This window comes from Rhizorhabdus wittichii, assembly GCF_017607425.1.
Classification (GTDB): Bacteria; Pseudomonadota; Alphaproteobacteria; order Sphingomonadales; family Sphingomonadaceae; genus Rhizorhabdus; species Rhizorhabdus wittichii.
The window spans coordinates 5,637,403-5,658,472 of record NZ_CP059319.1; the positions used below are offsets into that span (position 1 = coordinate 5,637,403).

The following is a 21,070-nucleotide window of genomic DNA, read 5'->3' on the forward strand; positions in this document are numbered from 1 at the left end:
TCGTCACGCCGGTCTCCGCCGGCATGACGTGCCAGTCTAACGCCCGACGAAGACGAAGGGCGCCCAGTTGACCGGCTGCTCGGCTCCTTCGAACGGCCGCTTGTCGATCATCCGCAGCATCGCCTCGCGCAGCGCTCGCGCGGGGTCTTCGCCGCGTCCATATTTCCGGACGGTTCCGACCGAGAGATAGGCCGCGGCATCGTCGCGGACGGCCCAGTGCGACGCCAGCAGGTTGCGGCCCCCCGCATAGAGGAAGGCCCGGGCGATGCCGGCCAGGCCGCTGTCGTCACCGCTGCCGCCGGCCGCCGTGTTGCAGGCGGACAGGATCACCCAGTCCGCGGCCAGGCGCAGGCGCATGATCTCGCTGGCGGTGAGCAGCCCGTCGTCGGAGCCGCCCGGGGTCATCACCAGCGCGGGCTCGTCGAGCCCGTCGAGATCGCCGGCCATCAGGCCGTGGGTGGCGAAGGCGAGGACGTTGGTGCGCGTCAGGTCGGCGGTGCGGATCGCCTGCTCGGTCGCGCGGCTGCCGGTGAGGATCGATTGCTCGGGCGCCGCGAGCGCGCGGCCGACGGTGCGAAGCTCGGGCTCCGTGGCGGGCAGCGCGGGCAGGTCCCGGACCTGCCGGGCCATGTCGGCCGACCGGAACGCCATGGCCGTTCCCGCGGGCGCCAGCTCCGGCGCGCCGACCGCGAAGAAGCTGTGCACCTTCCGTCCGGTGCCGGTCGAGCGGGCGGACGTGACGCTGGCGATGGACGGCAGGGTGACGAGGACATGGTCCCGGATCAGCCAATGCGCATTGCGCAGGGTCGGATCGCTCCGTTGCGGCGCGAGCACGGCGAGGGGAAGCGTCGTCAGGCTCGCATTGGCCGCGACCAGCAGGCGGGACCTGTTCGCTATCGTGCTCCGAATGGCCTCGGGAAACAGGATGTCGTGCAGTCGTGCCGAGGCGTCGAAATCGAAACCCGTTGCCGTCCGGTCATCCGAGATCGCGGCGCGGGTCGGCGATGCGGCGCGGAGGGCGAAGCTTCGTCCCGCCCCTGCCGCTGCCTGGGGGCTGATGCCCGTGCGGAGCCTGGTCACCAGTGTCGCGATCTGTTGCGCGGTGGCCGGGGACATGGCCATCGACACGCGATCCCGCGTGATGGCGAACAGGGTGGTGCGGCTTTCGGACACCCCGGCGATCAACAATGCTTCGTCGGATCGGAGCGCCTCGCGCACGCTTTCGAGCGTGAGCGGCTCCGAGCCCGCCGGCGCGACGAGTTGGGGCGCGCGGGCGGCCAGGGCGGCGGTGCGCTGTTCCAGCCGCACGGCGGCCGCCTTGCGCTGGCCGGCCACCGCTTCGATCGTCGCCGCGTCGGCGCCACGTCCCGCGAGGCGGAGCTGGCGGTCGAGCAGGGCTTCGAGCTCGATCGCGGCGTCCTGGCGCTCGCGGATGAGCTCGGCCAGTTGCGGATCGCCGGCTACCGATCGCGCTTCCTCCTCCTGCACGGCGCGCCCCGCCGAGCTCTCCATCATCCGCTGGGCCAGGCGGAAGGCCAGCGCCTCGTCGCCGGCGGTCACCGCCGCATCGAGCGCCCAGCCATAGGCGGCCCGAATCTCGAGCTCGAGGCCCGATCGCCGGGTGCCGGCCGCACGCAGCCGGGCGAGCCGTTCGTCGAGCAGCGCCGCCGCCGCCTCGACGCGTTTCAGCCCGCCCGCCTTGTCGCCGCCATGCACTTCGATCGCGCCCAGCCGCGCCTCGCCGGTGAGGTTGGCGATATCTTCGGCGGGGAAGGTCGAGCGGCGCAGGGCCTGCGCCTCCGTCTGGGCGGTCTTCGCCGCCGCCATGTCGCCCTGCTCGAACGAGAAGATCGCGAGCTGGTCGCGGCCGGTGATGCGGTCGCGGTGGAAGGGCGGCAGCTTGCGGTCGCGCGTCGCGTTCACCTCGCGCAGGATCGCGATGGCCTGCTCGCGATCGCCCGAGGCGGCGATCGCATCGGCATAGCTTTCGCGCGCCATCAGCGTGCGCTGGGCGTCCGGGCCGATCCCCTTGGTCAGGATGTCCGCCGCCTGGCGCGCGGTGGCGATCGCCTCGTCGGTCTTGCCCTGGGCGATCAGCGCCTGCGCGACCGTGACCATATAGCTCACCGCCTGCTGGCTCTGGCCGAAGCGTGCCACGGCGATGTCCACGGCCTTGCGCGACACCGTCTCCGCCTCGGCCGGGCGACCGAGCGTGAGCAATATCCGGGCGAGGGTATTGAGGTTGGTCGCCAGATAGGGATGGCCCTTGGGCATGAAGCCCTCCAGCGTCGCCTGTGTCGCGCGCGCTTCCTCGATCGCCTCTTCCAGCCGGCCCGACTGCAGGAGGAAGACCGGCAGGTTGGCGAAGCGCGGCGCGGCGTTCACCGGGATGGTCTCGTGCCGGCGGTCCTCGGCATTCGCCTTGCGGACCAGCTCGATCGCCTTGTCGAAATTGCCGAACTCGAACTCCGCATTGGCGTAGTTGGAATAGGCCGCGGCGACGTTGCTGCTCGGCTTGCCCTCGCTCCTGGCGATCCGCCATTCGAGGACCTGGGCGGCGAGCTTGCGCGCGCGATCATGGTCGCTGAGCGTCATCAGGATCACGACCTGGGCATTGGCCAGCTCCATCCGCCGGTCGCGATATTCGGGGCCGCCGGCTTCGAGCCGCGCGCCCAGGCGTTCGGCCCGTGCGAGCGCGCCGGTGACGTCGCCTTGCAGATAATCGGCGGTGACGAGTTCGCCCTCCAGCCAGGCCAGCTCGGGGTGTCCGGCGGGATAGAGCGTCTCGCCATAGGCCAGCACCGCTTCCCACGCCTTGCGATAGGCGGCCGGATCGGCGCCTTCGTCCAGGTCGTCGGCGGCCTTGCGCATCTTCTCCAGCCGCGCCTTTTCGGCCGGCGACGGGCCGGCGGCGCTGGCCGGCCGCGCTGCGGACAAGGCGGGCGCCGATGTCGCGAGAACGCCCGCCATCGCCATCGTCACCGCCAGAACGACGTGTTTTCGCATTGCCCCAACCCCCGTTGTCGGATCGATGCTAGCCGATGGCGCGCGAACCGCAACCGGCAGATGCCCGTCCTGCAAGGCTTCATGACAGCGCCGGCTTCGCCTGGGCCCGCAACGTCAGCTTTCCCGTCATCCGAAAAAACTTGTCTTGTTCGCATATGCAATGGTTGCCCCGGCGGGATCACAGGGCTAAGCGGGCGTCGCAATTCTGGCGGCCGCGATCGCGTGGGCGCCTTCCTATGCGATCTTCATGTCGGAGTAGTCGGATGGCTCGTACTAAAATTGCGTTGATCGGTGCTGGCAATATCGGTGGGACGCTCGCGCATCTGGCGGCCTCGAAGGAGCTGGGCGACGTCGTCCTGTTCGACGTGGTCGAAGGCGTGCCGCAGGGCAAGGCGCTCGACCTGTCGCAGTGCGGCCCCGTCGAGGGCTTCGACGCGAAGCTCAAGGGCACCAACGACTATGCCGACATCGCGGGCGCGGACGTCATCATCGTCACCGCCGGCGTCGCCCGCAAGCCGGGCATGAGCCGCGACGATCTGCTCGGCATCAACCTGAAGGTCATGAAGTCGGTCGGCGAGGGCATCAAGGCGAACGCCCCCGACGCCTTCGTCATCTGCATCACCAACCCGCTCGACGCGATGGTGTGGGCGCTGCGCGAATTCTCGGGCCTGCCGCACAACAAGGTCGTCGGCATGGCCGGCGTTCTCGACTCGGCGCGCTTCGCGACCTTCCTCGCCGAGGAGTTCAACGTCTCGGTGCAGGACGTCACCACCTTCGTGCTCGGCGGCCATGGCGACACCATGGTCCCGGTCGTCGAATATTCGACCGTCGCCGGCATCCCGATCCCTGACCTGATCAAGATGGGCTGGTCGACCCAGGAGCGCATCGACGCGATCGTCCAGCGCACCCGCAGCGGCGGCGGCGAGATCGTCGCCCTGCTCAAGACCGGCTCGGCCTTCTACGCGCCCGCCACCTCGGCGATCGCGATGGCGGAGAGCTATCTGAAGGACAAGAAGCGGGTCCTGCCCTGCGCCGCCTATCTCAGCGGCGAATATGGCGTCGACGACCTCTATGTCGGCGTTCCGGTGATCATCGGCGCGAACGGCGTCGAGAAGATCGTCGAGATCAACCTGTCGGACTCGGCCAAGGCCAATCTCCAGGTCTCGGTCGATGCGGTCAAGGAACTGCTGGTCGCCTGCAAGGGCATCGACAGCTCGCTCGCCTAAACCCGCATTGGAATCGCCCTCCCCAGGGAAAAAGGAAGGTTCGACAGGCACATGAGTATCCTGGTCAACAAGAATACCAAGGTCATCACTCAGGGTATGACCGGCAACACCGGCACCTTTCATACCGAACAGGCGCTCGCCTACGGTACGCAAATGGTCGGCGGCGTCACGCCGGGCAAGGGTGGCACCACCCATATCGGCCTGCCGAACTTCGACACCGTCCACGAGGCGGTGGCCGCCACCGGCGCTGACGCCAGCGTCATCTACGTTCCGCCGCCCTTCGCGGCCGACTCGATCCTGGAGGCGATCGACGCCGAGGTTCCCCTCATCGTCTGCATCACCGAGGGCATTCCCGTGATCGACATGATCCGGGTGAAGCGTGCCCTGCAGGGTTCCAAGTCGCGCCTGATCGGACCGAATTGCCCGGGTGTCCTGACCCCGAACGAGTGCAAGATCGGCATCATGCCGGGTTCGATCTTCCAGAAGGGCTCGGTGGGCGTTGTTTCCCGCTCGGGGACGCTTACCTATGAAGCGGTGTTCCAGACCTCGGCCATCGGCCTGGGCCAGACCACCGCGGTCGGCATCGGCGGTGACCCGGTCAACGGGACCAACTTCATCGACGTGCTCGAACTGTTTCTGGCCGACGACGAGACCAAGTCGATCATCATGATCGGCGAGATCGGCGGGTCGGCCGAGGAAGAAGCCGCGCAGTTCCTGCGCGACGAGGCGAAGCGCGGCCGCAAGAAGCCCATGGCGGGCTTCATTGCCGGTCGCACGGCGCCTCCGGGCCGCCGCATGGGCCACGCCGGGGCGATCGTCTCGGGCGGCCAGGGCGGCGCCGAAGACAAGATCGCCGCCATGGAAGCGGCGGGCATCAAGGTCGCGGCGAGCCCCTCGGAGCTCGGCACGACCCTGGCGGAGGTTCTGAAGGGTTAAAAAATACCAGCCCCGCCATCCGGCGGGGCGGCGTTTCACGCCAGGTTAACGTACATCAAGTGTATCAACCCACGTTGCTGTGCTTCGGGCCTAAGTCCCGGGGTGGGTGCAGACAAGGATGGTGAGATGGGCATCGAAGGCGTCGAGTTCGACGGACCGGAGGGAGTTAGCGCTTCCTTCGTTGAATCGCTTTATCGTCAATATCGCTCGGACAAGTCGAGCGTGGAGCCGAGCTGGCAGGACTATTTCGCCGGCATCGAGGCGGGGGTTTCGGGACCGAGCTGGGCCCGCACCAACTGGCCGCCGACCAGCACCGACGCGCTGACCGCGGCGCTCGATCCCACCCAGATGGAGGTGCCCGCCAAGCCGGCCAAGGCCGGTGGGGCACCCGCGCCGGCCGTTTCGGCGCCGGCTGCCGGCGCGACGCCGGCCGAGGTGGAGCAGCGCGCGCTCGACTCGATCCGCGCGATCATGCTGATCCGCACCTATCGGGTGCGCGGCCACCTGCTCGCCAATCTCGATCCGCTCGGCCTGTCGCAGCGCGAGGAGACGGAGGACCTGACCCCGGCCTGGCACGGCTTCACCGAGGCCGACATGGACCGGCAGGTCTACATCGCCGGCTTCCTGGGCCTCGACTGGGCGACCCCGCGCGAGATCCTCGCCATCCTCCGCAGGAACTACTGCGGCAATGTCGGCGTCGAATATATGCACATCGGCGACGTGGAGGAGCGGCGCTTCCTCCAGGCGCGGATGGAAGGCAAGGATGCCGAGATCAGCTTCACGCCCGAGGGCAAGAAGGCGATCCTCAACAAGGTGATCCACTCCGAGCAGTGGGAGAAGTTCCTGGGCCGCAAATATGTCGGCACCAAGCGCTTCGGCCTCGACGGCGGCGAATCGATGATCCCCGCGCTCGAGGCTGTGATCAAATATTCCGGCGCCTATGGCGTGAACGAGGTCGTGATCGGCATGGCCCATCGCGGCCGCCTCAACGTCCTCTCCAACGTCATGGAGAAGCCCTACCGCGCGATCTTCAACGAGTTCGCGGGCGGCTCCTCCAATCCGGAGGACGTCGGCGGATCGGGCGACGTCAAATATCACCTCGGCACCTCGACCGACCGCGAGTTCGACGGCAACAAGGTCCACCTGAGCCTCGCGCCGAACCCGTCGCACCTCGAATGCGTCAACCCGGTGGTGCTCGGCAAGTCGCGCGCCAAGCAGACCAAGCTCGACGATCTCGAACGGTCGAAGGTGCTGCCGATCCTGCTGCACGGCGACGCCGCCTTCGCGGGCCAGGGCATCATCATGGAGTGCTTCGGCTTCTCCGGCCTGCGCGGCTACAACACCGGCGGCACGATCCATTTCGTGATCAACAACCAGGTGGGCTTCACCACCTCGCCGCAGTTCGCGCGCTCCTCGCCCTATCCGTCGGACATCGCGAAGATGGTGCAGGCGCCGATCCTGCACGTGAACGGCGACGATCCCGAGGCCGTCACCTTCGCCTGCAAGGTGGCGACCGAATTCCGCCAGACCTTCAAGCGCGACGTCGTGATCGACATGTGGTGCTATCGCCGCTTCGGCCACAACGAAGGCGACGAGCCGGGCTTCACCCAGCCGCTGATGTACGAGGCGATCCGCAAGCATCCGCCGGTCAGCGCGATCTACAGCGCGCGTCTGGTGCAGGAAGGCGTCATCGACGCCGAATGGACCGGCAAGGCCGAGGCCGAGTTCGTCGCCCATCTCGAAACCGAGTTCGAGGCGGGCAAGGGCTACAAGGTCAACAAGGCCGACTGGTTCGAAGGCGACTGGACCGGCTTCGCCGAGCCGCGCGAGGCGATCACCGAGCGCCGCGCCGCCGTCACCGGCATCTCGGCCGAGCTGTTCGAGGATCTCGGCCGGCAGCTCACCACCGTCCCCGAGGGGCTGTCGATCCACAAGACGCTCAACCGCATCCTCGACGCGAAGAAGGAGATGTTCGCGTCGGGCGCCGGCTTCGACTGGGCGACCGCCGAGGCGCTCGCCTTCGGCTCGCTGCTGCGCGACGGCTATGGCGTCCGCCTGTCGGGCCAGGATTCGGGCCGCGGCACCTTCAGCCAGCGGCACGCCGTCTGGGTCGACCAGAAGGACGGCCACAAGTACATCCCGCTCTCGGCGATGGACCGGCGCTTCCAGGTGCTCGACAGCCCGCTGTCCGAATTCGGCGTGCTCGGCTTCGAATATGGCTATGCGTCGGCGGCGCCGAACACGCTGGTCATGTGGGAAGCCCAGTTCGGCGACTTCGCCAACGGCGCGCAGGTCATCATCGACCAGTTCATCTCGTCGGGCGAGGCGAAGTGGCTGCGCGTCAACGGCCTCGTGATGCTGCTGCCGCACGGCTATGAAGGGCAGGGGCCCGAGCACAGCTCGGCCCGGCTGGAGCGCTATCTGCAGCTCTGCGCCGAGGACAATATGCAGGTCGCCAACTGCACGACGCCGGCCAATTATTACCACATCCTGCGCCGGCAGATGGTCCGCCAGTTCCGCAAGCCGCTGATCATCATGACGCCGAAGTCGCTGCTCCGTCACAAGTCGGCGGTGTCGACGACCGAGGAGATGCTGGGCGAAAGCCGGTTCCAGCGCGTCCTTCCCGACCACAATCCGCCGGAGGACAAGGACGTCCGCCGGGTGGTGCTGGTCTCGGGCAAGCTCTTCTACGAGCTGGCCGAGGCGCGCGACGCGGCCGGGGACGCCAACACCACGATCCTGCGGCTCGAGCAGCTCTATCCCTTCCCGGCCGATGCGCTGATCACGCGCCTGGGCCGGATGCCCAACCTCGAAACCGTGGTCTGGGCGCAGGAGGAACCGAAGAACCAGGGCGCCTGGACCTTCGTCGAGCCCTATATCGAGAAGGTCCTGACCGACGTGGGCGGCACGCCGCGCCGCGCCGTCTATGCCGGCCGCAAGGCCGCCGCCGCGACGGCCACCGGCCTCGCCCGTAACCACGCCGTCCAGCAGGCGGCACTGATTGCCGACGCGCTCGGCCACGAAGCGAAGGGTAAGTAAGATGGCAACCGATGTGGTGGTGCCGACGCTCGGCGAATCGATCACCGAGGCGACGCTGGGCCAGTGGCTCAAGAAGCCGGGTGAGGCCGTGAAGGCCGATGAGCCGATCGCCAGCCTGGAGACCGACAAGGTCTCGGTCGAAGTCCCGGCCCCGACCGCCGGCGTCATCGCCGAGCTGGTCGTCGGCGAGGGCGATACCGTCAATGTCGGCGCGGTGATCGCGCGGATCGACGCGGGTGCGACGGCATCGACCGCCGCGACCCCGGCGGTCGAGGATCGCAACGCGATCGGCCAGGCCGAGGCGGCTGCCCCGGCCGAGCCGGCCGCCGCGCCGGTCGAGGATGCGGGCGACCCCGTCACCCTGTCGCCGTCGGTCCGTCGCGCGGTGCTGGAGCATGGCGTCGACCCGTCGAAGATCAAGGGCACCGGCAAGGACGGCCGCCTGACCAAGGACGACGTGATCGCCGCGGCGAAGACCCAGCCGAAGCCGGCCGCCGCAGCGGCGGCTCCGGCCGCGGCGCCGGTCGCCGTTGCCGCCGCCCCGGCGGGCGAGCGCCGCGAGGAGCGGGTTCGCATGACCCGCCTGCGCCAGACCGTCGCGAGCCGCCTCAAGGAGGCCCAGAACACCGCGGCGATCCTGACCACCTTCAACGACGTCGACATGACGGCGGTGATCGAGGCGCGCAACAAGTACAAGGACCTGTTCGAGAAGAAGCACGGCGTCCGCCTGGGCTTCATGGGCTTCTTCGTGAAGGCGGCCTGCATGGCGCTGCGCGACGTGCCCGCGGTCAACGCCTCGATCGAGGGCGACGAGATCGTCTATCGCGACTATGTCGACGTCTCGGTCGCGGTGTCCGCCCCGAACGGCCTCGTCGTTCCGGTGATCCGCGATGCGCAGGACCTGTCGGTCGCGGGGATCGAGAAGACGATCGGCGACTTCGGCGCCCGCGCCAAGGCCGGTACGCTCAAGCTCGAGGAGATGAAGGGCGGCACCTTCACCATCTCGAACGGCGGCGTGTTCGGCTCGCTGATGTCGACTCCGATCATCAATCCGCCGCAGGCCGGCGTGCTCGGCCTGCACCGGATCGAGGAGCGTCCGGTCGTCCGTGACGGACAGATCGTCGCGCGGCCGATGATGTACCTCGCGCTCAGCTACGATCACCGCCTGATCGACGGCCGCGAGGCGGTCACCTTCCTCGTCGCGATCAAGAACGCGATCGAGGACCCGACCCGCCTGCTGATCGACCTCTGAGGAAGACGAACCAATGTCCGACTATGATTTCGACGTGATCGTCATCGGCGCGGGTCCCGGCGGCTATGTCGCCGCGATCCGCGCGGCGCAGCTCGGCCTCAGGACCGCCTGCGTGGAGAGCCGCGAGACGCTCGGCGGCACCTGCCTCAACGTCGGGTGCATCCCGTCCAAGGCGATGCTCCACGCGTCCGAGCTCTATGACGAGGCCGCCAGCGGCAAGCTCGCCAAGCTCGGCATCAAGACCCAGGTCGAGCTCGATCTCGACACGATGCACGGCCAGCGCCGCGACGCGGTCAAGGGCCTGACCGGCGGCATCGAGTTCCTGTTCAAGAAGAACAAGGTCGAATGGCTGAAGGGCCATGCGGCGTTCACCGGCAAGGACAGGATCGACGTCGCGGGCAAGAGCTATCGCGCCAGGAACATCGTCGTTGCCACCGGCTCCAGCGTCACCCCGCTGCCGGGCGTCGAGATCGACGAGAAGGTGGTCGTCTCCTCGACCGGCGCGCTCGAGCTGGCGAAGGTCCCCGGCCATCTGGTCGTGATCGGCGGCGGCGTGATCGGCCTGGAGCTGGGCTCGGTCTGGAAGCGCCTCGGCGCCAAGGTCACCGTCGTCGAGTTCCTCGACCAGCTGCTGCCCGGCATGGACGGCGAGGTCCGCAAGGAAGCCGCCAAGATCTTCAAGAAGCAGGGCATCGAGCTCAAGCTGTCGACCAAGGTCACCGGCGTCGCCGTCAAGGGCGGCAAGGCGACCGTCACCGTCGAGCCCGCCGCCGGCGGCGCCGCGGAGACGCTGGAGGCCGACGCCGTGCTGGTGTCGATCGGCCGCCGCCCGAACACCGAGGGGCTGGCGCTGGAGCGGGCCGGCCTGACCGTCAACAAGCGCGGCCAGATCGAGGTCGACCACGACCTCGCGACCGCCGTCCCCGGCATCTGGGCGATCGGCGACGTCGTCCCCGGCCCGATGCTGGCGCACAAGGCCGAGGACGAGGGCATCGCCGTCGCCGAGAACATCGCCGGGCTGACCGGCATCGTGAACCACGACGTCATCCCCGGCGTCGTCTACACCATGCCCGAGATCGCCGGCGTCGGCCTGACCGAGGAGGAGGCGAAGGAGCGCGGCGAGGTGAAGGTCGGCAAGTTCCCGATGCTCGCCAATTCGCGCGCCAAGACCAACCATGAGCCCGATGGCTTCGTGAAGGTGATCGCCGACGCAAAGACCGATCGGGTGCTGGGCGTCCACATCATCGCCTCGGTCGCCGGCACGATGATCGCCCAGGCCGCCCAGGCGATGGAGTTCGGCGCGACCAGCGAGGACATCGCCTATACCTGCCACGCGCATCCGACCCATTCGGAAGCGATCAAGGAGGCGGCGATGGCCGTCACCGGCAAGCCGATCCACATGTGATGCAAAGGGGGAGGGGTTCCGGCCCCTCTCTCCTCTCCACGTCACCCCAGCGCAGGCTGGGGTGACGTTTATGTTTCCTTCCCGAACGCCTTGCGCAGCTCGTCCTTCGCGGCTTCGAGGATCTTCTTCTGCTTCTCCGGCAGGTCCTTGCCCGCGCGGTTGATGTAGAAGGTCAGCATCGACATCGCCGATCGGAACGGCGTCGCCTTGCGCCGGCGGCTGTGTTCGGCCGATCGTTTCAACGATCGGGCGATCTCGGCCGGGTCGGACTGGGCGAAGACGCCCCGGTCGAGTGTCAGCGCGTCGGAATGTTCGGTCGCCTGCTGCGACCATTTATGCGTCGGCATCGCAACCTCCTGCCTGTGACCGGCGATCAGTGACGCTTGAAATACTGGACCTCGCGCTCGTGCTTCTCGGCCGCCGCGCGCGACGCGAAGGTGCCGAGGTTGCGGCGCTTGCCGGTCTTGCCATCCGGCTTGCGCGAATAGAGGCGATATTCGCCCGACTTGAGCTTGCGGATCATCATCCTTCTCCTCTCGGCGGGGAGAACGGAAAGGGTGGGACCGACGTTCCGCTCGGTACGCGATCGGAACCAGTTCCCGTGCCGTTCCAGCGGCGCGCGCACGAAAAAGCCCCCGGGCGGAAACCCGGGGGCTCATGTCGCTACGCTGCGTGACGAAACCTACTGGACGACCATGCTGGTGAAATAGACGTTGTCGATGCCGCCGAAGCCGGTGCGCTGGCGCAGCACGTCGTTGATCGCGGCCTTGAGGTCCTTCTGGAGCTTCACCTTGCCCTCGGGGGTCGAGATGGTGAAGCTGTCCTGCTGCGCCATCACCATCAGGATCGCCGAGCGGATCGGCATCTCGTTGTCCTTCAGGTTGTCGAGCACCTTCTGGTCGTAATAGGTCGAGACGCCGAGCCCGACCTGCGAGAAGCCGTCCGAATCGCGCAGGTTGGAGGTGAAGGGCTGCTCGAAGGTGTAGAAGGTCGCCTTGTACTTGGTGGGATCGGGCGACGCGTCGGTCTCCAGGCCCATCGGCAGGGTCTTCTTCTCGCCATGGCCGCCCGTCTCGGCGCCCGGCTTGGGGACGAGCTTGGGGGCGTTGGGGTCCTCGGCGGGCTTCGCATGGCCGCCGGCGAGGCCGGCGCCGGCCGCGTACAGCCCCGCTCCGACACCGATGCCGGCGAACAGGAGGGCGACGACGAGCATCACCAGGATGCCCTTCATCTTGCCCGGCTTCTTGGGCGCCTCGGCGGCGGGAGCTGCGGCAGCACTCATCGTTCACATCCCATGATCAGGCCCGGATCAGGCATAGAGATCACCATCGTCGCGCGACGCCGAATCGCCGGCATCGTCGCGAATCGCGGCCTGTGTACGGCCAAAAGGTTGATGATCTGCTGACGTGGGCTGGCGTTGCTGGCCGGGCTGGCCCTGCTGGCCATGCGCCGAGGCGGACGAGCCATGGCCGCCGCCCTGGCCCTGCTGGTTCAGGTCGACATGCGCTTCGGCGACGCGCAGGCCCTGCGCGCGGACCTCGGCGAGCAGCCGGGGCTGCGCGTCGGCGATGATCGCGCGGGTCTGGTCGGTCTCGGCGGTCATGCGGATCGCGGTGCCCGAGGCGCTGTTGGCGATCTCGACGGTCAGCGCGCCGAGATGCTCGGGGTTGAGCTGGAATTTGAGATGGCCCTGATGCGCGGCCGCCTGGCTGATGTCGCGCGCCAGCCGGTCGAGCCACTGATTGTCGCGGGCGAGGTCGAGATGTCGGGTGACGACCTGGTCGGGCTGGTCGATCGCGGCCGAGGGGTCGGCGGCCTTCGCGCCGTCCACCGCCGGGGCGGGGGCGAGCGGCTGGGCGACGGCTATCTGTGGAGCGACCGGGGCGGCTGTCGCCGGGGTTGCGGCGGCAGGCCGGGCCGGCTCGGCGGCATCCTCGGCCGGGCGGGCGGCATCGGCGAGCGGGGCGGTCGCATCGCCGCGCTGGGGCTGGGTGTCGGCGACGATCCGGGCAGGAGCCGGCGTCGGGATATCGACTGCGACGGCCGGCGCGGTATTCGCAGCCTTCGTGGCGGCCTTGCCGTCCTTTGGCCTGGCGGTTTCGACGACGACTTCGGTGATGGCGCCGTCGGCCATGGCGGGCGTGGGTTGATCGGTCGCGACGACCGTTGCGACCGGGGCCTCGACCGGCGTCGCGACGGGAACCTCCGGTAGCACGGCGGGCGTCGGCGCGGCGGCGGCTTCCTTCACCGGCGGCTGGCCGGCGGGATGGAAGGCGGCCTTCAGCGAGGCCAGCAGCGAGGCGATGTCGCTGGGCAGCGATTTCGGCGTGGCGGCGGCGGCAACCGCGACCTGCTTCGGATCGGCAGGCGCGGCCTCCAATACGGGGGACGGGACGGGCGCATCGGCGGTCGCGACAGGCTGGGCGGTCGGCACGGTCTCGTCCACGACGGGCATGGCTGGCGGGGCGGTCTGCGCCGGGACCTGGAGCGCCGGCTGGGCGAGGGGCGCCGGTACGGTGACGATGACCGCGGCGGTCCTGCGGCTGGTCGCCACCGGGGCCGCGACCGGCGCTTCCGCGACGGGGGCGGCCTGCGGCGGGGCGGGAGGCACGGCAGCGGTCGGGGTGACGGTCACCTGCGCGGCGGCGGTCACCATCGCGACGATGTCGGCGAGCAGGTCGGTCGACGTGTCGCTCGCAGTGTCCCTGGTCTCGTCGGCCGGGGCGGTCGCGAGCATCTCGTCGACGATCGCGGCGGGGGCTTCGGCATCGCCCTCGCGGCCCGTCTGGGCGCCCGCGCCCTGCTGCGCGCCCTTGTCGCCGGACTTGGCCTGCGCGACGAGCTGCGCGAACATCACCGGGGTCGCCGGGGCAGCCGGAGACACGGGCGCGACGGCGGCGCCCGGCTGCGGCGCCGAACCTACGCTCAACGCGATCGCGGAGGTCGAAAGCGCGGCAACACCCATCTCAATCATTCCCTTCACTGGTCTTGGCGAGCTTCGGCCGGAACGACGCGGCCATCCGCGCCTCGGTCCACTCGGTCAGCGCCTGCACGGCGCGCGCGTCGAGCTTTGCCGCGCTTTCCTGGCGCTGGCGCGCTTCGAGCCGCTCGGCGACCTTCTGCTCGGCGGTCGCCTTGGCCGAAGCGATCGCCCCGCTCAGGCCGTGGCGGGCATTGTCGAGCCGCAGCGCCAGCTCGCCCCGGTTCTGCAGCGCCGCGCCCGACACCGGTCCGACCGGCAGGGTCAGGCTGTCGCGCAGGCTGGCGAGCTTGGCGGCGTTGGTTTCGAGCTGGTCGACCTGCGCCTCGGCGTTCGCCGCGGCCGAGGCCGCGAGCAGGTGTTGCGCCGCCCGCACGCGCGTGATCCGCGCCCGCTTCCGGACCAGCGCCTTCATCCGCCGAACGCCTCGAGCAGAGCCTGGACCGACTGGGCATAGTCGACGCGGTCCTTCTGGCCCTGGCTGATGAACTCGAGGATATGGTCGTGCCGCGCGATCGCGACGTCGACGATCGGATCGCTGCCGGCGCGATAGGCGCCCATCAGGATCAGGTCGCGATTCTCCTCATAGACCGCCCAGAGCCGGCGGAGGATCTGCGCCGCCTGCTGGTGCTCGGGCGTGACGATGTCGCTCATCACGCGGCTCAGCGACTTGCCGACGTCGATCGCGGGGAAGACGCCTTGCTCGGCCAGGCTGCGCGACAGGATGATGTGGCCGTCGACGATCGCGCGCGCGGTGTCGACGATCGGGTCGTCGGTGTCGTCGCCGTCGGCGAGCACCGTGTAGAGCGCGGTGATCGAGCCGCCCGAATGGGCGTCGACCCCGGCGCGCTCGATCAGGCGCGGGATCAGGCCGAGCGCGGAGGGCGGATAGCCCTTCATCGTCGGCGGCTCGCCCAGCGACAGGCCGATCTCGCGCTGCGCATGGGCGACGCGGGTCAGGCTGTCGATCAGCAGCAGCACGCGCTTGCCCTGCGCGCGGAAATATTCGGCGATCGCGGTCGCGCGCATCGCGGCGCGCAGGCGCAGCACCGGCGGATGATCGGCCGGCACCGCGACGACGACGCTCTTCTGGCGGACGGGGCCGGCCAGCTTGGTCGCCAGGAAGTCCGAAACCTCGCGGCTGCGTTCGCCGACCAGGCCGACGACGATGATGTCGGCGTCGGCGCCGGCGATCATCTGGCCCATCAGCACCGACTTGCCGACGCCCGACCCGGCGGCGATCGCGATGCGCTGCCCGACGCCGGCGGTCAGCAGCGCGTTGATCGCGCGGACGCCCATGTCGAAGGGCTCGGTGACGCGGGCGCGGTCGAGCGGGTTGCCGCGCCGGCCGGCCAGCGGCCAGCGCTCGGCGGTGGCGATCGGGCCGAGCCCGTCGATCGGGTTGCCGAGCGCGTCCATCACCCGGCCGAGCAGGGTTTCGCCGACGTCGACCGATCCGCCGCGCCGGTCGGGCTCGACCCGCGCGCCCGCGCTGTGCGGCGCGTCGGCGTCGAGGGCCATCAGCAAGGTACGGTTGCCCCGGAAGCCGACCACCTCGGCGAGCGCGGCATGGCCGTCGGCGTCGATCACGCGGGCGTTGGAGCCGACCGGTATCGGGAAGCCGGTCGCTTCGAGCATCAGCCCGTCATAGGAGGCGAGCCGGCCGATCCGGCGCGGGCCGGCATGGTCGATCTCGACCGCCGACAGCATTGCCTCGGCCTTTGCGGCGAGGCTCATCGGGGCAGGCCCATATGAGCGATGATCCTGATCATCGCGGCAGGCCCATGCCGTCGAGTTGCGCGCGCAGCCGGGCGAGGCGGACCTGCGGGCCGTCCTCGATCCAGCCTTCGCCGCTTTCGAGGACGATCGTGCCCGAGGCGAGATGATGGTCGGGCGCGACCGGCAGGCCGAGGTCGACGCCGTCGAGCATCGCGATGTCGTCGGGGTGCAGGCGCAGCCGGGCGGGGCCGGACTCGGCGGTGACCATTTCGGCGATCGCCTCGGCGCGCTCGCGGAGCGTCGCCGGGTCGATCCGCACCTCGCCGACGACCTGGCGGACGAGACGGGCGACGGTCTCGGCGAGCACCGCGGCGAGCGGGCCGGCCGGCTCGGGCTGCAACGCCTCGGCCGATCGGATCAGCTGGGCGAGCGCCTCGCGCTCGCGGGCGAATTCGGCGAGCACCGCCTGGCGGCCATGGTCGAAGCCCTCGGCAAAGGCTTCGGCCCTGATCGCCTCGATGTCGGGCGCGGGCTCGTCCTCGGCCGGGCTTGCCATGGCGCTCGGCGCGAAGTCGCTCGCCCGGCGGCGCGGATGGCCGGCGCCGCCGCCCCAGGCGGTGAAGCTGCCCGACGGCGCCGGCCGGGTCCAGGCGTCGACCCGGGTGGCGGCGATGCCGATCTCGCTGGTCCAGACCTCAGACAAAGTCGTCGCCCTTGCCGCCGAGGCTGATCGTGCCTTCCGCCGCCAGCTTGCGGGCGACGGCGAGCATCTGCTTCTGTCCTTCCTGGACGTCGGCCAGGCGCATCGGCCCGCGATCGGCGATCTCGTCCTGGATCGACTGGGCGGCGCGGCTCGACATGCAGCCGAAGATCTTGCTGCGCAGCTTCTCGTCCGCGCCCTTGAGCGAGACGACGAGGATGTCGTTGTCGACCGCCCGCAGCAGCGTGCCGAGGTCCTTCTCGGTCAGCGCCATCAGGTTGTCGAAGACGAACATCTCCTCCTCGATCGTGCGGGCGACGGTCTTGTCGAGCTTCTGGAGCGCCTTGATGATCCGCTGCTCGGCGGCCTTGCGCGAGCTGTTGACGATCTTGGCCGCCTCGCCCGCGCCGCCGCGGCGGGTGGTGGCGCCGGTCGACTGGGCGGTGGCGGGGCGGCTCAGCAGCTCGTCGAGCTCGGCCAGCGCGGTCTCGGTCACCGGTCCCATCGTCGCGACGCGGTAGACGAGGTCGGCCTGCATCTCCTCGGGCAGCAGCGCGAGCACGTCGGCGGCGCGCTGCGCGTCGAGGAAGGCGAGGACGATCGCCGCGATCTGGGGATGCTCGAACTCGATCAGGTTGGCGATCTGCCGCGCGTCCATCCATTTCAGGTTTTCCAGCGCGTTGGTGTGCTGGGCCGGGGTGATGCGCTGCAGGACCTGGTCGGCTTTGTCCTGGCCCAGCGCCTTGTGCATGATGCCCTTGATCTGGCGCTCGACGCCGAAGCCCAGCGTGGTGCGGACGCGGGCGCGGTCGACGAACACGTCGAACACGCCGTCGATCTCCTGTTCGGAGATGTTGGCGACGTTGAACATCGCGCCGCCGAGATGCTGGACCTCGTCGGGCTGGAGGCGGCTCAGCACGGTGGCGGCCTCCTCCTCGCCGAGCAGCATCAGCAGGATCGCGGCGGCGGAGCTGCCCGAAGGCTCGACCGGCGTCGCATTCTCGGTATCGATCGGGGTTCCGTCGGCCATGGCGTCAGTTCGCCCCCGGCATGTCGGCGCGGATCAGGTCGCGGACGACCAGCGCGGCGCGGTCGGGGTCCTGCCGGACGAAGTTGCGGATCAGCTCGGCGCGGTTGGCATAGCCTGGGGTCGCCTCGATCATGTCGAGGGTGACCGGCTTGTTCGGGTCGATCAGCGCCTGCTGCGCCATTTCGGAGGCGATCTCGGCGCGGATCGACGGGTTGGTGCCCTGCGGCAAGCGCCCGCCCGAGGCGGCCATCGCATCGAGCGCGGCCTTCTTCTCCTCGATATAGGCGGCGCGGCGCTTGAGCAGCGGCTTGGCGACGCCGAACACCAGCAGCGCGACGACGAGCAGCGCCGACAGGTTGCGGGCGAGGGTGGAGACCCAGGGGGCATCCCACCAGTTGGGCTTGACCTCGGCATCCTCGGCGACGGCGAAGCTGCGCGCGGAGAGCGCGACGACGTCGCCGCGCGCCTGGTCCGCGCCGATCGCGCCGCGCACCAGCGTCTCGATCGAGGCGAGCTCGGCGCGGCTGAACTTGCGGCTGCCCTCGCGCAGCGCCACCGCGACCGAAAGCCGCTTGACGGTGCCGATCGGCGCGCGGGTCACGGAGACCTCGCGGCCCAGCTCATAGGTGCGGTTGTAATTCTCGGAGGTCTTCCCCGCATTGGCGGCGTCGGTGGTGCCGGCGGTCGGCGCGGCGACGGTCTGGTTCGGCGCGGCGGCCACCTGGCTGGCGGCGGGCGGCTGGTTCGACAGCGCGCCGGGGATGCCGGTCGCTTCGCCGTCCTTCTTGTCGCCGGTCCAGCTTCCCTGCTCCTGGCGGACCACGGCGGTATCCTTGGGATAGCTCTCGCGCGTCGCCTGGGTCTCGGTGAAGTCGACGTCGGCATGGACCTCGGCGGTGAAGTTGCCGGGGCCGACGATCGGCGTCAGGATCTTGGTCAGCGCGTCGAGATAGCGCTGCTCGATCTTGTTCTGGATGTCGACCTGCCGGGTCGAGGCCTGGCTCATCGGGTCGCCGCCCGACGCGGACAGCAGCCGGCCCGCTTGGTCGACGATCGAGACGCCGTCGGGCGTCAGGTTCGGCACCGACGAGGCGACGAGGTGGACGATCGCCTGGACCTGCGAGTCCGCCAGGGCGCGGCCGGCGCGCAGGCGGAGCATGACCGACGCCTGCGGCTTGGCCTCGTCGCGCAGGAACACGCTGGGCTGTTCGGCGGCGACATGGACCTTGGCGCTCTCGACCGCGTCGATCGCCTCGATCGTGCGGGCGAGGTCCATCTCGCGCGCGGTGCGCAGCTTCTCGCCCTCGACCGCGCGGCTGGCGCCGAGCGGTAGCGAGGAGATCAGCGCGTCGCCGTCGGGCGCGGACTTGGGCAGGCCCTGCTGCGCGAGCAGCATCTTCGCCTGGTAGAAGCTGGTCTCGGGCACGGTCAGCGCGCCGGTGCCGCGATCGATCTGATAGGGGATGTTCGCGGTCTTGAGCGCCTCGGCCACGGCGGCCTTGTCGGCGTCGCCCATCCCGGCGAACAGGTCGCGCTGCGGCGCGCCCGACATGGTCGACCACAGCAGCGCCGCGCCGCCCAGCAGGCCGAGCAGGCCGATCATCGGCAGGCTGCGCTGGACCGCGGGCTGGCCCGTGAAATCCTTGATCCGTTCGAGCACGGCGCCGGTGCCGACGCCCGGACCGGCCGGCGAGCCGGCCAGCGCGGGGGCCGAGGCGGGGGAGGGGATGATGTCAGCCATCGATTATACCGGCATGCTCATGATGTCCTTGTAGGCGGACAGGAGTTTGTTGCGGACCTGCAGGGTCGCCTGGAAGCCGACGCTGGCCTGCTCGCGCTGGAGCATCACCGCCGCGATGTCGGTGGTCTCGCCGCGCTCGTAGCTCTCGGTGATCGCGCCGGCCTTGGCCTGCATCGCGTTGACCTCGGTCAGCGCGCCGCGCAGCGTCGTGGCGAAGTTGCCGTCGGGCGCGGCGGTGGCGCTGCCGATCGCGCCGGGGCCCGTCAGCGGGTTCGGCGCGGGCGCGGCGGCGGCCTTCTGCAAGGCGCTGTTCTGCTGCAATATGGCATTGCGCATCGCCAGGAGATTGCTGGTGTTGACGGTCGTCATCGGGCGCTCCCTCAAGCCACCGCGCGCATATCGGCCATGCGATAGCGCAGGGTGCGTTCGGAGATGCCGAGCCGCTGGGCGGCGCGGAGACGGTGGCCGCCGGTGGCGGCAAGGGCTTCCTCGATCGCGCGGGCCTGGCTGATCCGCTTGGCGTCGGCCAGGCGGATCGGCGTCGGTTCGGCGACGACGGGCGCGGCCGGCGCGGTTTCGACGGCGGCGACGGCAGCGCGCGGCGCGGCGCGGGTGCGGTCGATGATCAGGTCTTCGGCGACGATCCGCGCGCCGTCGCGCATCAGCATCGCGCGCTGCAGGACATTCTCCAGCTCGCGGACATTGCCGGGCCAGTCATGCGCCATCAGCCGGTCGAGCGCCTGCGCGGTCGGCCAGGCCAGCTCCTCATGCTCGGGCGTGTGGCGCAGCATCAGGGCGGCGGCGATCGCGCGGATGTCCTGGCGGCGGGCGCCGAGCGGCTTGAGGACGAGCGGCATGACGTTGAGCCGCCAGTAGAGGTCGGCGCGGAAGCGGCCGGCCTCGACCTCGACCGCGAGGTCGCGGTTGCCGGCGGCGATGATGCGCAGGTCGACCGCGACCGGCGCGGTGGCGCCGACGGGCAGGACCTCGCGCTCCTGGAGCGCGCGGAGCAGCTTGGCCTGGAGCGCGAGCGGCAGCTCGGCGATCTCGTCGAGCAGCAGCGTGCCGCCCTCGGCCGCGCGGAACAGGCCTTCGCCTGCGCCGCTGGCGCCGGTGAAAGCGCCCTTCTGGTGGCCGAACAGCATCGCTTCGAGCATGGTTTCGGGCAGCGCCGCGCAATTGACCGCGACGAACGGCTTGTCGGCGCGGGGCGAGGCGGCGTGGATGTAGCGGGCGACGCCCTCCTTGCCGGTGCCGGTCTCGCCGAGCAGCAGGACGGTGGCGTCGCTCCGGGCGATGCGCGCGGCGATGCCGAGGAAGTGCGCGCTCTCGGGTTCGCCGCAGGCGGGCATCGGGCGGGGGCGGATCAGCTCGGCGATCAGCGCGTGGCCGAACGCCATGTCCTCGAAGCCGAAGATGGCGGTCGCCGGGCGGCCGACCTTGGCGCGGCGCAGCACCGGGGTACCGTCGGCGAAATCGATCAGGACGTCCTGCTGCCGGGCCATGCCGACTTCGGTGACGTGCAGGATGCGGCGGCCGTCGCGGCCCTGGGGCGCGGCCGGATCGATCAGCATCGTCTCGATGCCGGCGCCGGCCAACCACGACACGAGCGTCGGCTGCGAACCCTGCGCCTTCTCGCTGATGCCGATCATCACCATCGCCGTCCTTCTCGCGGATCCGGCGTGCCAGCCACGCCCGCTCCTTGCCGGACATGCTTACCGGCGGATTAACTTAAAAAGTCTTAATAGACCGCGCGCCGCGCGGGCCCGGACCCGTGCCCGTCGCACGCGAGCGCGCGAAGAGGCCTCGAAGGCGGCAGGCATCTTATTGGAAAGAAAGGAATTTATGGCGGGCGGCAGATGGCTTCCATTCTTTGGTCGAACCCGGCAAAAAATTGCCGGGGCTCGCTTGCGCCGCACATAGCCGGAGGAGGGGCGCCGCCCGGGAGGGATGGTGAAGGCGGGAAAATTGCAAAAAATTATCGATATGAATCAAATGCTTGATGGAAAAATGGCGGGAAAAGACGAGCGTGGTGA

Annotated in this window: 17 protein-coding genes; 5 read left to right on the forward strand and 12 right to left on the reverse strand. The window is 69.7% G+C overall.

The features are described from left to right. Nucleotides 1-36: 36 nt before the first annotated feature. Nucleotides 37-3,006 carry a CHAT domain-containing tetratricopeptide repeat protein gene (locus HRJ34_RS26905; protein ID WP_208632953.1) on the reverse strand — a complete coding sequence of 990 codons (2,970 nt, stop codon included), beginning with the start codon at nucleotides 3,004-3,006 and terminating at the stop codon, nucleotides 37-39. Between the two features lie 263 nt (nucleotides 3,007-3,269). Here HRJ34_RS26905 and mdh point away from each other — a divergent pair, with 263 nt between their 5' ends. The 5 genes from mdh to lpdA all read left to right on the forward strand — a co-directional run bounded on the left by mdh (nucleotide 3,270) and on the right by lpdA (nucleotide 10,864). After that, entirely contained in the window at nucleotides 3,270-4,232 is a 963-nt protein-coding gene (mdh, locus tag HRJ34_RS26910) for a malate dehydrogenase (protein ID WP_011952143.1), read from the forward strand. Between the two features lie 51 nt (nucleotides 4,233-4,283). Beyond that, nucleotides 4,284-5,168 carry a succinate--CoA ligase subunit alpha gene (gene sucD, locus HRJ34_RS26915; RefSeq protein WP_011952142.1) on the forward strand — a complete coding sequence of 295 codons (885 nt, stop codon included), beginning with the start codon at nucleotides 4,284-4,286 and terminating at the stop codon, nucleotides 5,166-5,168. A 126-nt stretch (nucleotides 5,169-5,294) separates the two neighbouring features. After that, entirely contained in the window at nucleotides 5,295-8,207 is a 2,913-nt protein-coding gene (locus HRJ34_RS26920) for a 2-oxoglutarate dehydrogenase E1 component (protein WP_011952141.1), read from the forward strand. A 1-nt stretch (nucleotide 8,208) separates the two neighbouring features. Further along, nucleotides 8,209-9,459, forward strand: a complete 1,251-nt coding sequence (gene odhB, locus HRJ34_RS26925) for a 2-oxoglutarate dehydrogenase complex dihydrolipoyllysine-residue succinyltransferase (protein ID WP_029994227.1) — start codon at nucleotides 8,209-8,211, stop codon at nucleotides 9,457-9,459. Between the two features lie 13 nt (nucleotides 9,460-9,472). Then, entirely contained in the window at nucleotides 9,473-10,864 is a 1,392-nt protein-coding gene (gene lpdA / locus HRJ34_RS26930) for a dihydrolipoyl dehydrogenase (protein WP_016746314.1), read from the forward strand. Nucleotides 10,865-10,932: 68 nt separating this feature from the next. Here lpdA and HRJ34_RS26935 read toward each other — a convergent pair whose 3' ends face one another. The 11 genes from HRJ34_RS26935 to HRJ34_RS26985 form a co-directional block, all read right to left on the reverse strand. Beyond that, nucleotides 10,933-11,211, reverse strand: coding sequence for a DUF3175 domain-containing protein (locus HRJ34_RS26935; RefSeq protein ID WP_011952138.1), 279 nt, complete (start codon nucleotides 11,209-11,211; stop codon nucleotides 10,933-10,935). A 26-nt stretch (nucleotides 11,212-11,237) separates the two neighbouring features. After that, nucleotides 11,238-11,387, reverse strand: coding sequence for a hypothetical protein (locus HRJ34_RS26940; protein ID WP_086014471.1), 150 nt, complete (start codon nucleotides 11,385-11,387; stop codon nucleotides 11,238-11,240). 159 nt (nucleotides 11,388-11,546) lie between these two features. Continuing rightward, nucleotides 11,547-12,146: a flagellar basal body-associated FliL family protein gene (locus HRJ34_RS26945; RefSeq protein WP_011952136.1), complete on the reverse strand. Its 600-nt coding sequence runs from the start codon at nucleotides 12,144-12,146 to the stop codon at nucleotides 11,547-11,549. A 27-nt stretch (nucleotides 12,147-12,173) separates the two neighbouring features. Then, nucleotides 12,174-13,829 carry a flagellar hook-length control protein FliK gene (locus HRJ34_RS26950; RefSeq protein ID WP_208632954.1) on the reverse strand — a complete coding sequence of 552 codons (1,656 nt, stop codon included), beginning with the start codon at nucleotides 13,827-13,829 and terminating at the stop codon, nucleotides 12,174-12,176. A 1-nt stretch (nucleotide 13,830) separates the two neighbouring features. Beyond that, on the reverse strand, nucleotides 13,831-14,259 hold the full coding sequence (locus HRJ34_RS26955) for a hypothetical protein (RefSeq protein WP_011952134.1): 429 nt from the start codon (nucleotides 14,257-14,259) through the stop codon (nucleotides 13,831-13,833). Then, nucleotides 14,256-15,581 carry a FliI/YscN family ATPase gene (locus HRJ34_RS26960; RefSeq protein ID WP_208632955.1) on the reverse strand — a complete coding sequence of 442 codons (1,326 nt, stop codon included), beginning with the start codon at nucleotides 15,579-15,581 and terminating at the stop codon, nucleotides 14,256-14,258. Before HRJ34_RS26960 ends, HRJ34_RS26955 begins: the two co-directional genes overlap by 4 nt. 31 nt (nucleotides 15,582-15,612) lie before the next feature. Then, the gene (locus HRJ34_RS26965) at nucleotides 15,613-16,266 is read right to left on the reverse strand and encodes a FliH/SctL family protein (RefSeq protein ID WP_208632956.1); all 654 of its coding nucleotides are present in this window, start codon (nucleotides 16,264-16,266) and stop codon (nucleotides 15,613-15,615) included. Beyond that, complete coding sequence (gene fliG, locus HRJ34_RS26970) at nucleotides 16,259-17,293, reverse strand: flagellar motor switch protein FliG (protein ID WP_011952131.1); 1,035 nt, start codon at nucleotides 17,291-17,293, stop codon at nucleotides 16,259-16,261. Before fliG ends, HRJ34_RS26965 begins: the two co-directional genes overlap by 8 nt. A 4-nt stretch (nucleotides 17,294-17,297) precedes the next feature. Then, nucleotides 17,298-19,034: a flagellar basal-body MS-ring/collar protein FliF gene (fliF, locus tag HRJ34_RS26975; RefSeq protein WP_011952130.1), complete on the reverse strand. Its 1,737-nt coding sequence runs from the start codon at nucleotides 19,032-19,034 to the stop codon at nucleotides 17,298-17,300. 3 nt (nucleotides 19,035-19,037) lie between these two features. Further along, nucleotides 19,038-19,403 (reverse strand): flagellar hook-basal body complex protein FliE, encoded by a 366-nt coding sequence (fliE, locus tag HRJ34_RS26980; protein WP_029994231.1) that lies wholly within the window; start codon nucleotides 19,401-19,403, stop codon nucleotides 19,038-19,040. A gap of 11 nt (nucleotides 19,404-19,414) precedes the next feature. After that, on the reverse strand, nucleotides 19,415-20,692 hold the full coding sequence (locus HRJ34_RS26985) for a sigma-54 interaction domain-containing protein (protein WP_208632957.1): 1,278 nt from the start codon (nucleotides 20,690-20,692) through the stop codon (nucleotides 19,415-19,417). Between the last annotated feature and the right edge of the window lie 378 nt (nucleotides 20,693-21,070).

Coding starts and splice junctions, on each gene's coding strand:
- HRJ34_RS26905 (WP_208632953.1), bottom strand. CDS start 3,006: ATGCGAAAACACGTCGTTCTGGCGGTGACGATGGCGATGGCGGGCGTT.
- mdh (WP_011952143.1), top strand. CDS start 3,270: ATGGCTCGTACTAAAATTGCGTTGATCGGTGCTGGCAATATCGGTGGG.
- sucD (WP_011952142.1), top strand. CDS start 4,284: ATGAGTATCCTGGTCAACAAGAATACCAAGGTCATCACTCAGGGTATG.
- HRJ34_RS26920 (WP_011952141.1), top strand. CDS start 5,295: ATGGGCATCGAAGGCGTCGAGTTCGACGGACCGGAGGGAGTTAGCGCT.
- odhB (WP_029994227.1), top strand. CDS start 8,209: ATGGCAACCGATGTGGTGGTGCCGACGCTCGGCGAATCGATCACCGAG.
- lpdA (WP_016746314.1), top strand. CDS start 9,473: ATGTCCGACTATGATTTCGACGTGATCGTCATCGGCGCGGGTCCCGGC.
- HRJ34_RS26935 (WP_011952138.1), bottom strand. CDS start 11,211: ATGCCGACGCATAAATGGTCGCAGCAGGCGACCGAACATTCCGACGCG.
- HRJ34_RS26940 (WP_086014471.1), bottom strand. CDS start 11,387: ATGATCCGCAAGCTCAAGTCGGGCGAATATCGCCTCTATTCGCGCAAG.
- HRJ34_RS26945 (WP_011952136.1), bottom strand. CDS start 12,146: ATGAGTGCTGCCGCAGCTCCCGCCGCCGAGGCGCCCAAGAAGCCGGGC.
- HRJ34_RS26950 (WP_208632954.1), bottom strand. CDS start 13,829: ATGGGTGTTGCCGCGCTTTCGACCTCCGCGATCGCGTTGAGCGTAGGT.
- HRJ34_RS26955 (WP_011952134.1), bottom strand. CDS start 14,259: ATGAAGGCGCTGGTCCGGAAGCGGGCGCGGATCACGCGCGTGCGGGCG.
- HRJ34_RS26960 (WP_208632955.1), bottom strand. CDS start 15,581: ATGAGCCTCGCCGCAAAGGCCGAGGCAATGCTGTCGGCGGTCGAGATC.
- fliG (WP_011952131.1), bottom strand. CDS start 17,293: ATGGCCGACGGAACCCCGATCGATACCGAGAATGCGACGCCGGTCGAG.
- fliF (WP_011952130.1), bottom strand. CDS start 19,034: ATGGCTGACATCATCCCCTCCCCCGCCTCGGCCCCCGCGCTGGCCGGC.
- fliE (WP_029994231.1), bottom strand. CDS start 19,403: ATGACGACCGTCAACACCAGCAATCTCCTGGCGATGCGCAATGCCATA.
- HRJ34_RS26985 (WP_208632957.1), bottom strand. CDS start 20,692: ATGGTGATGATCGGCATCAGCGAGAAGGCGCAGGGTTCGCAGCCGACG.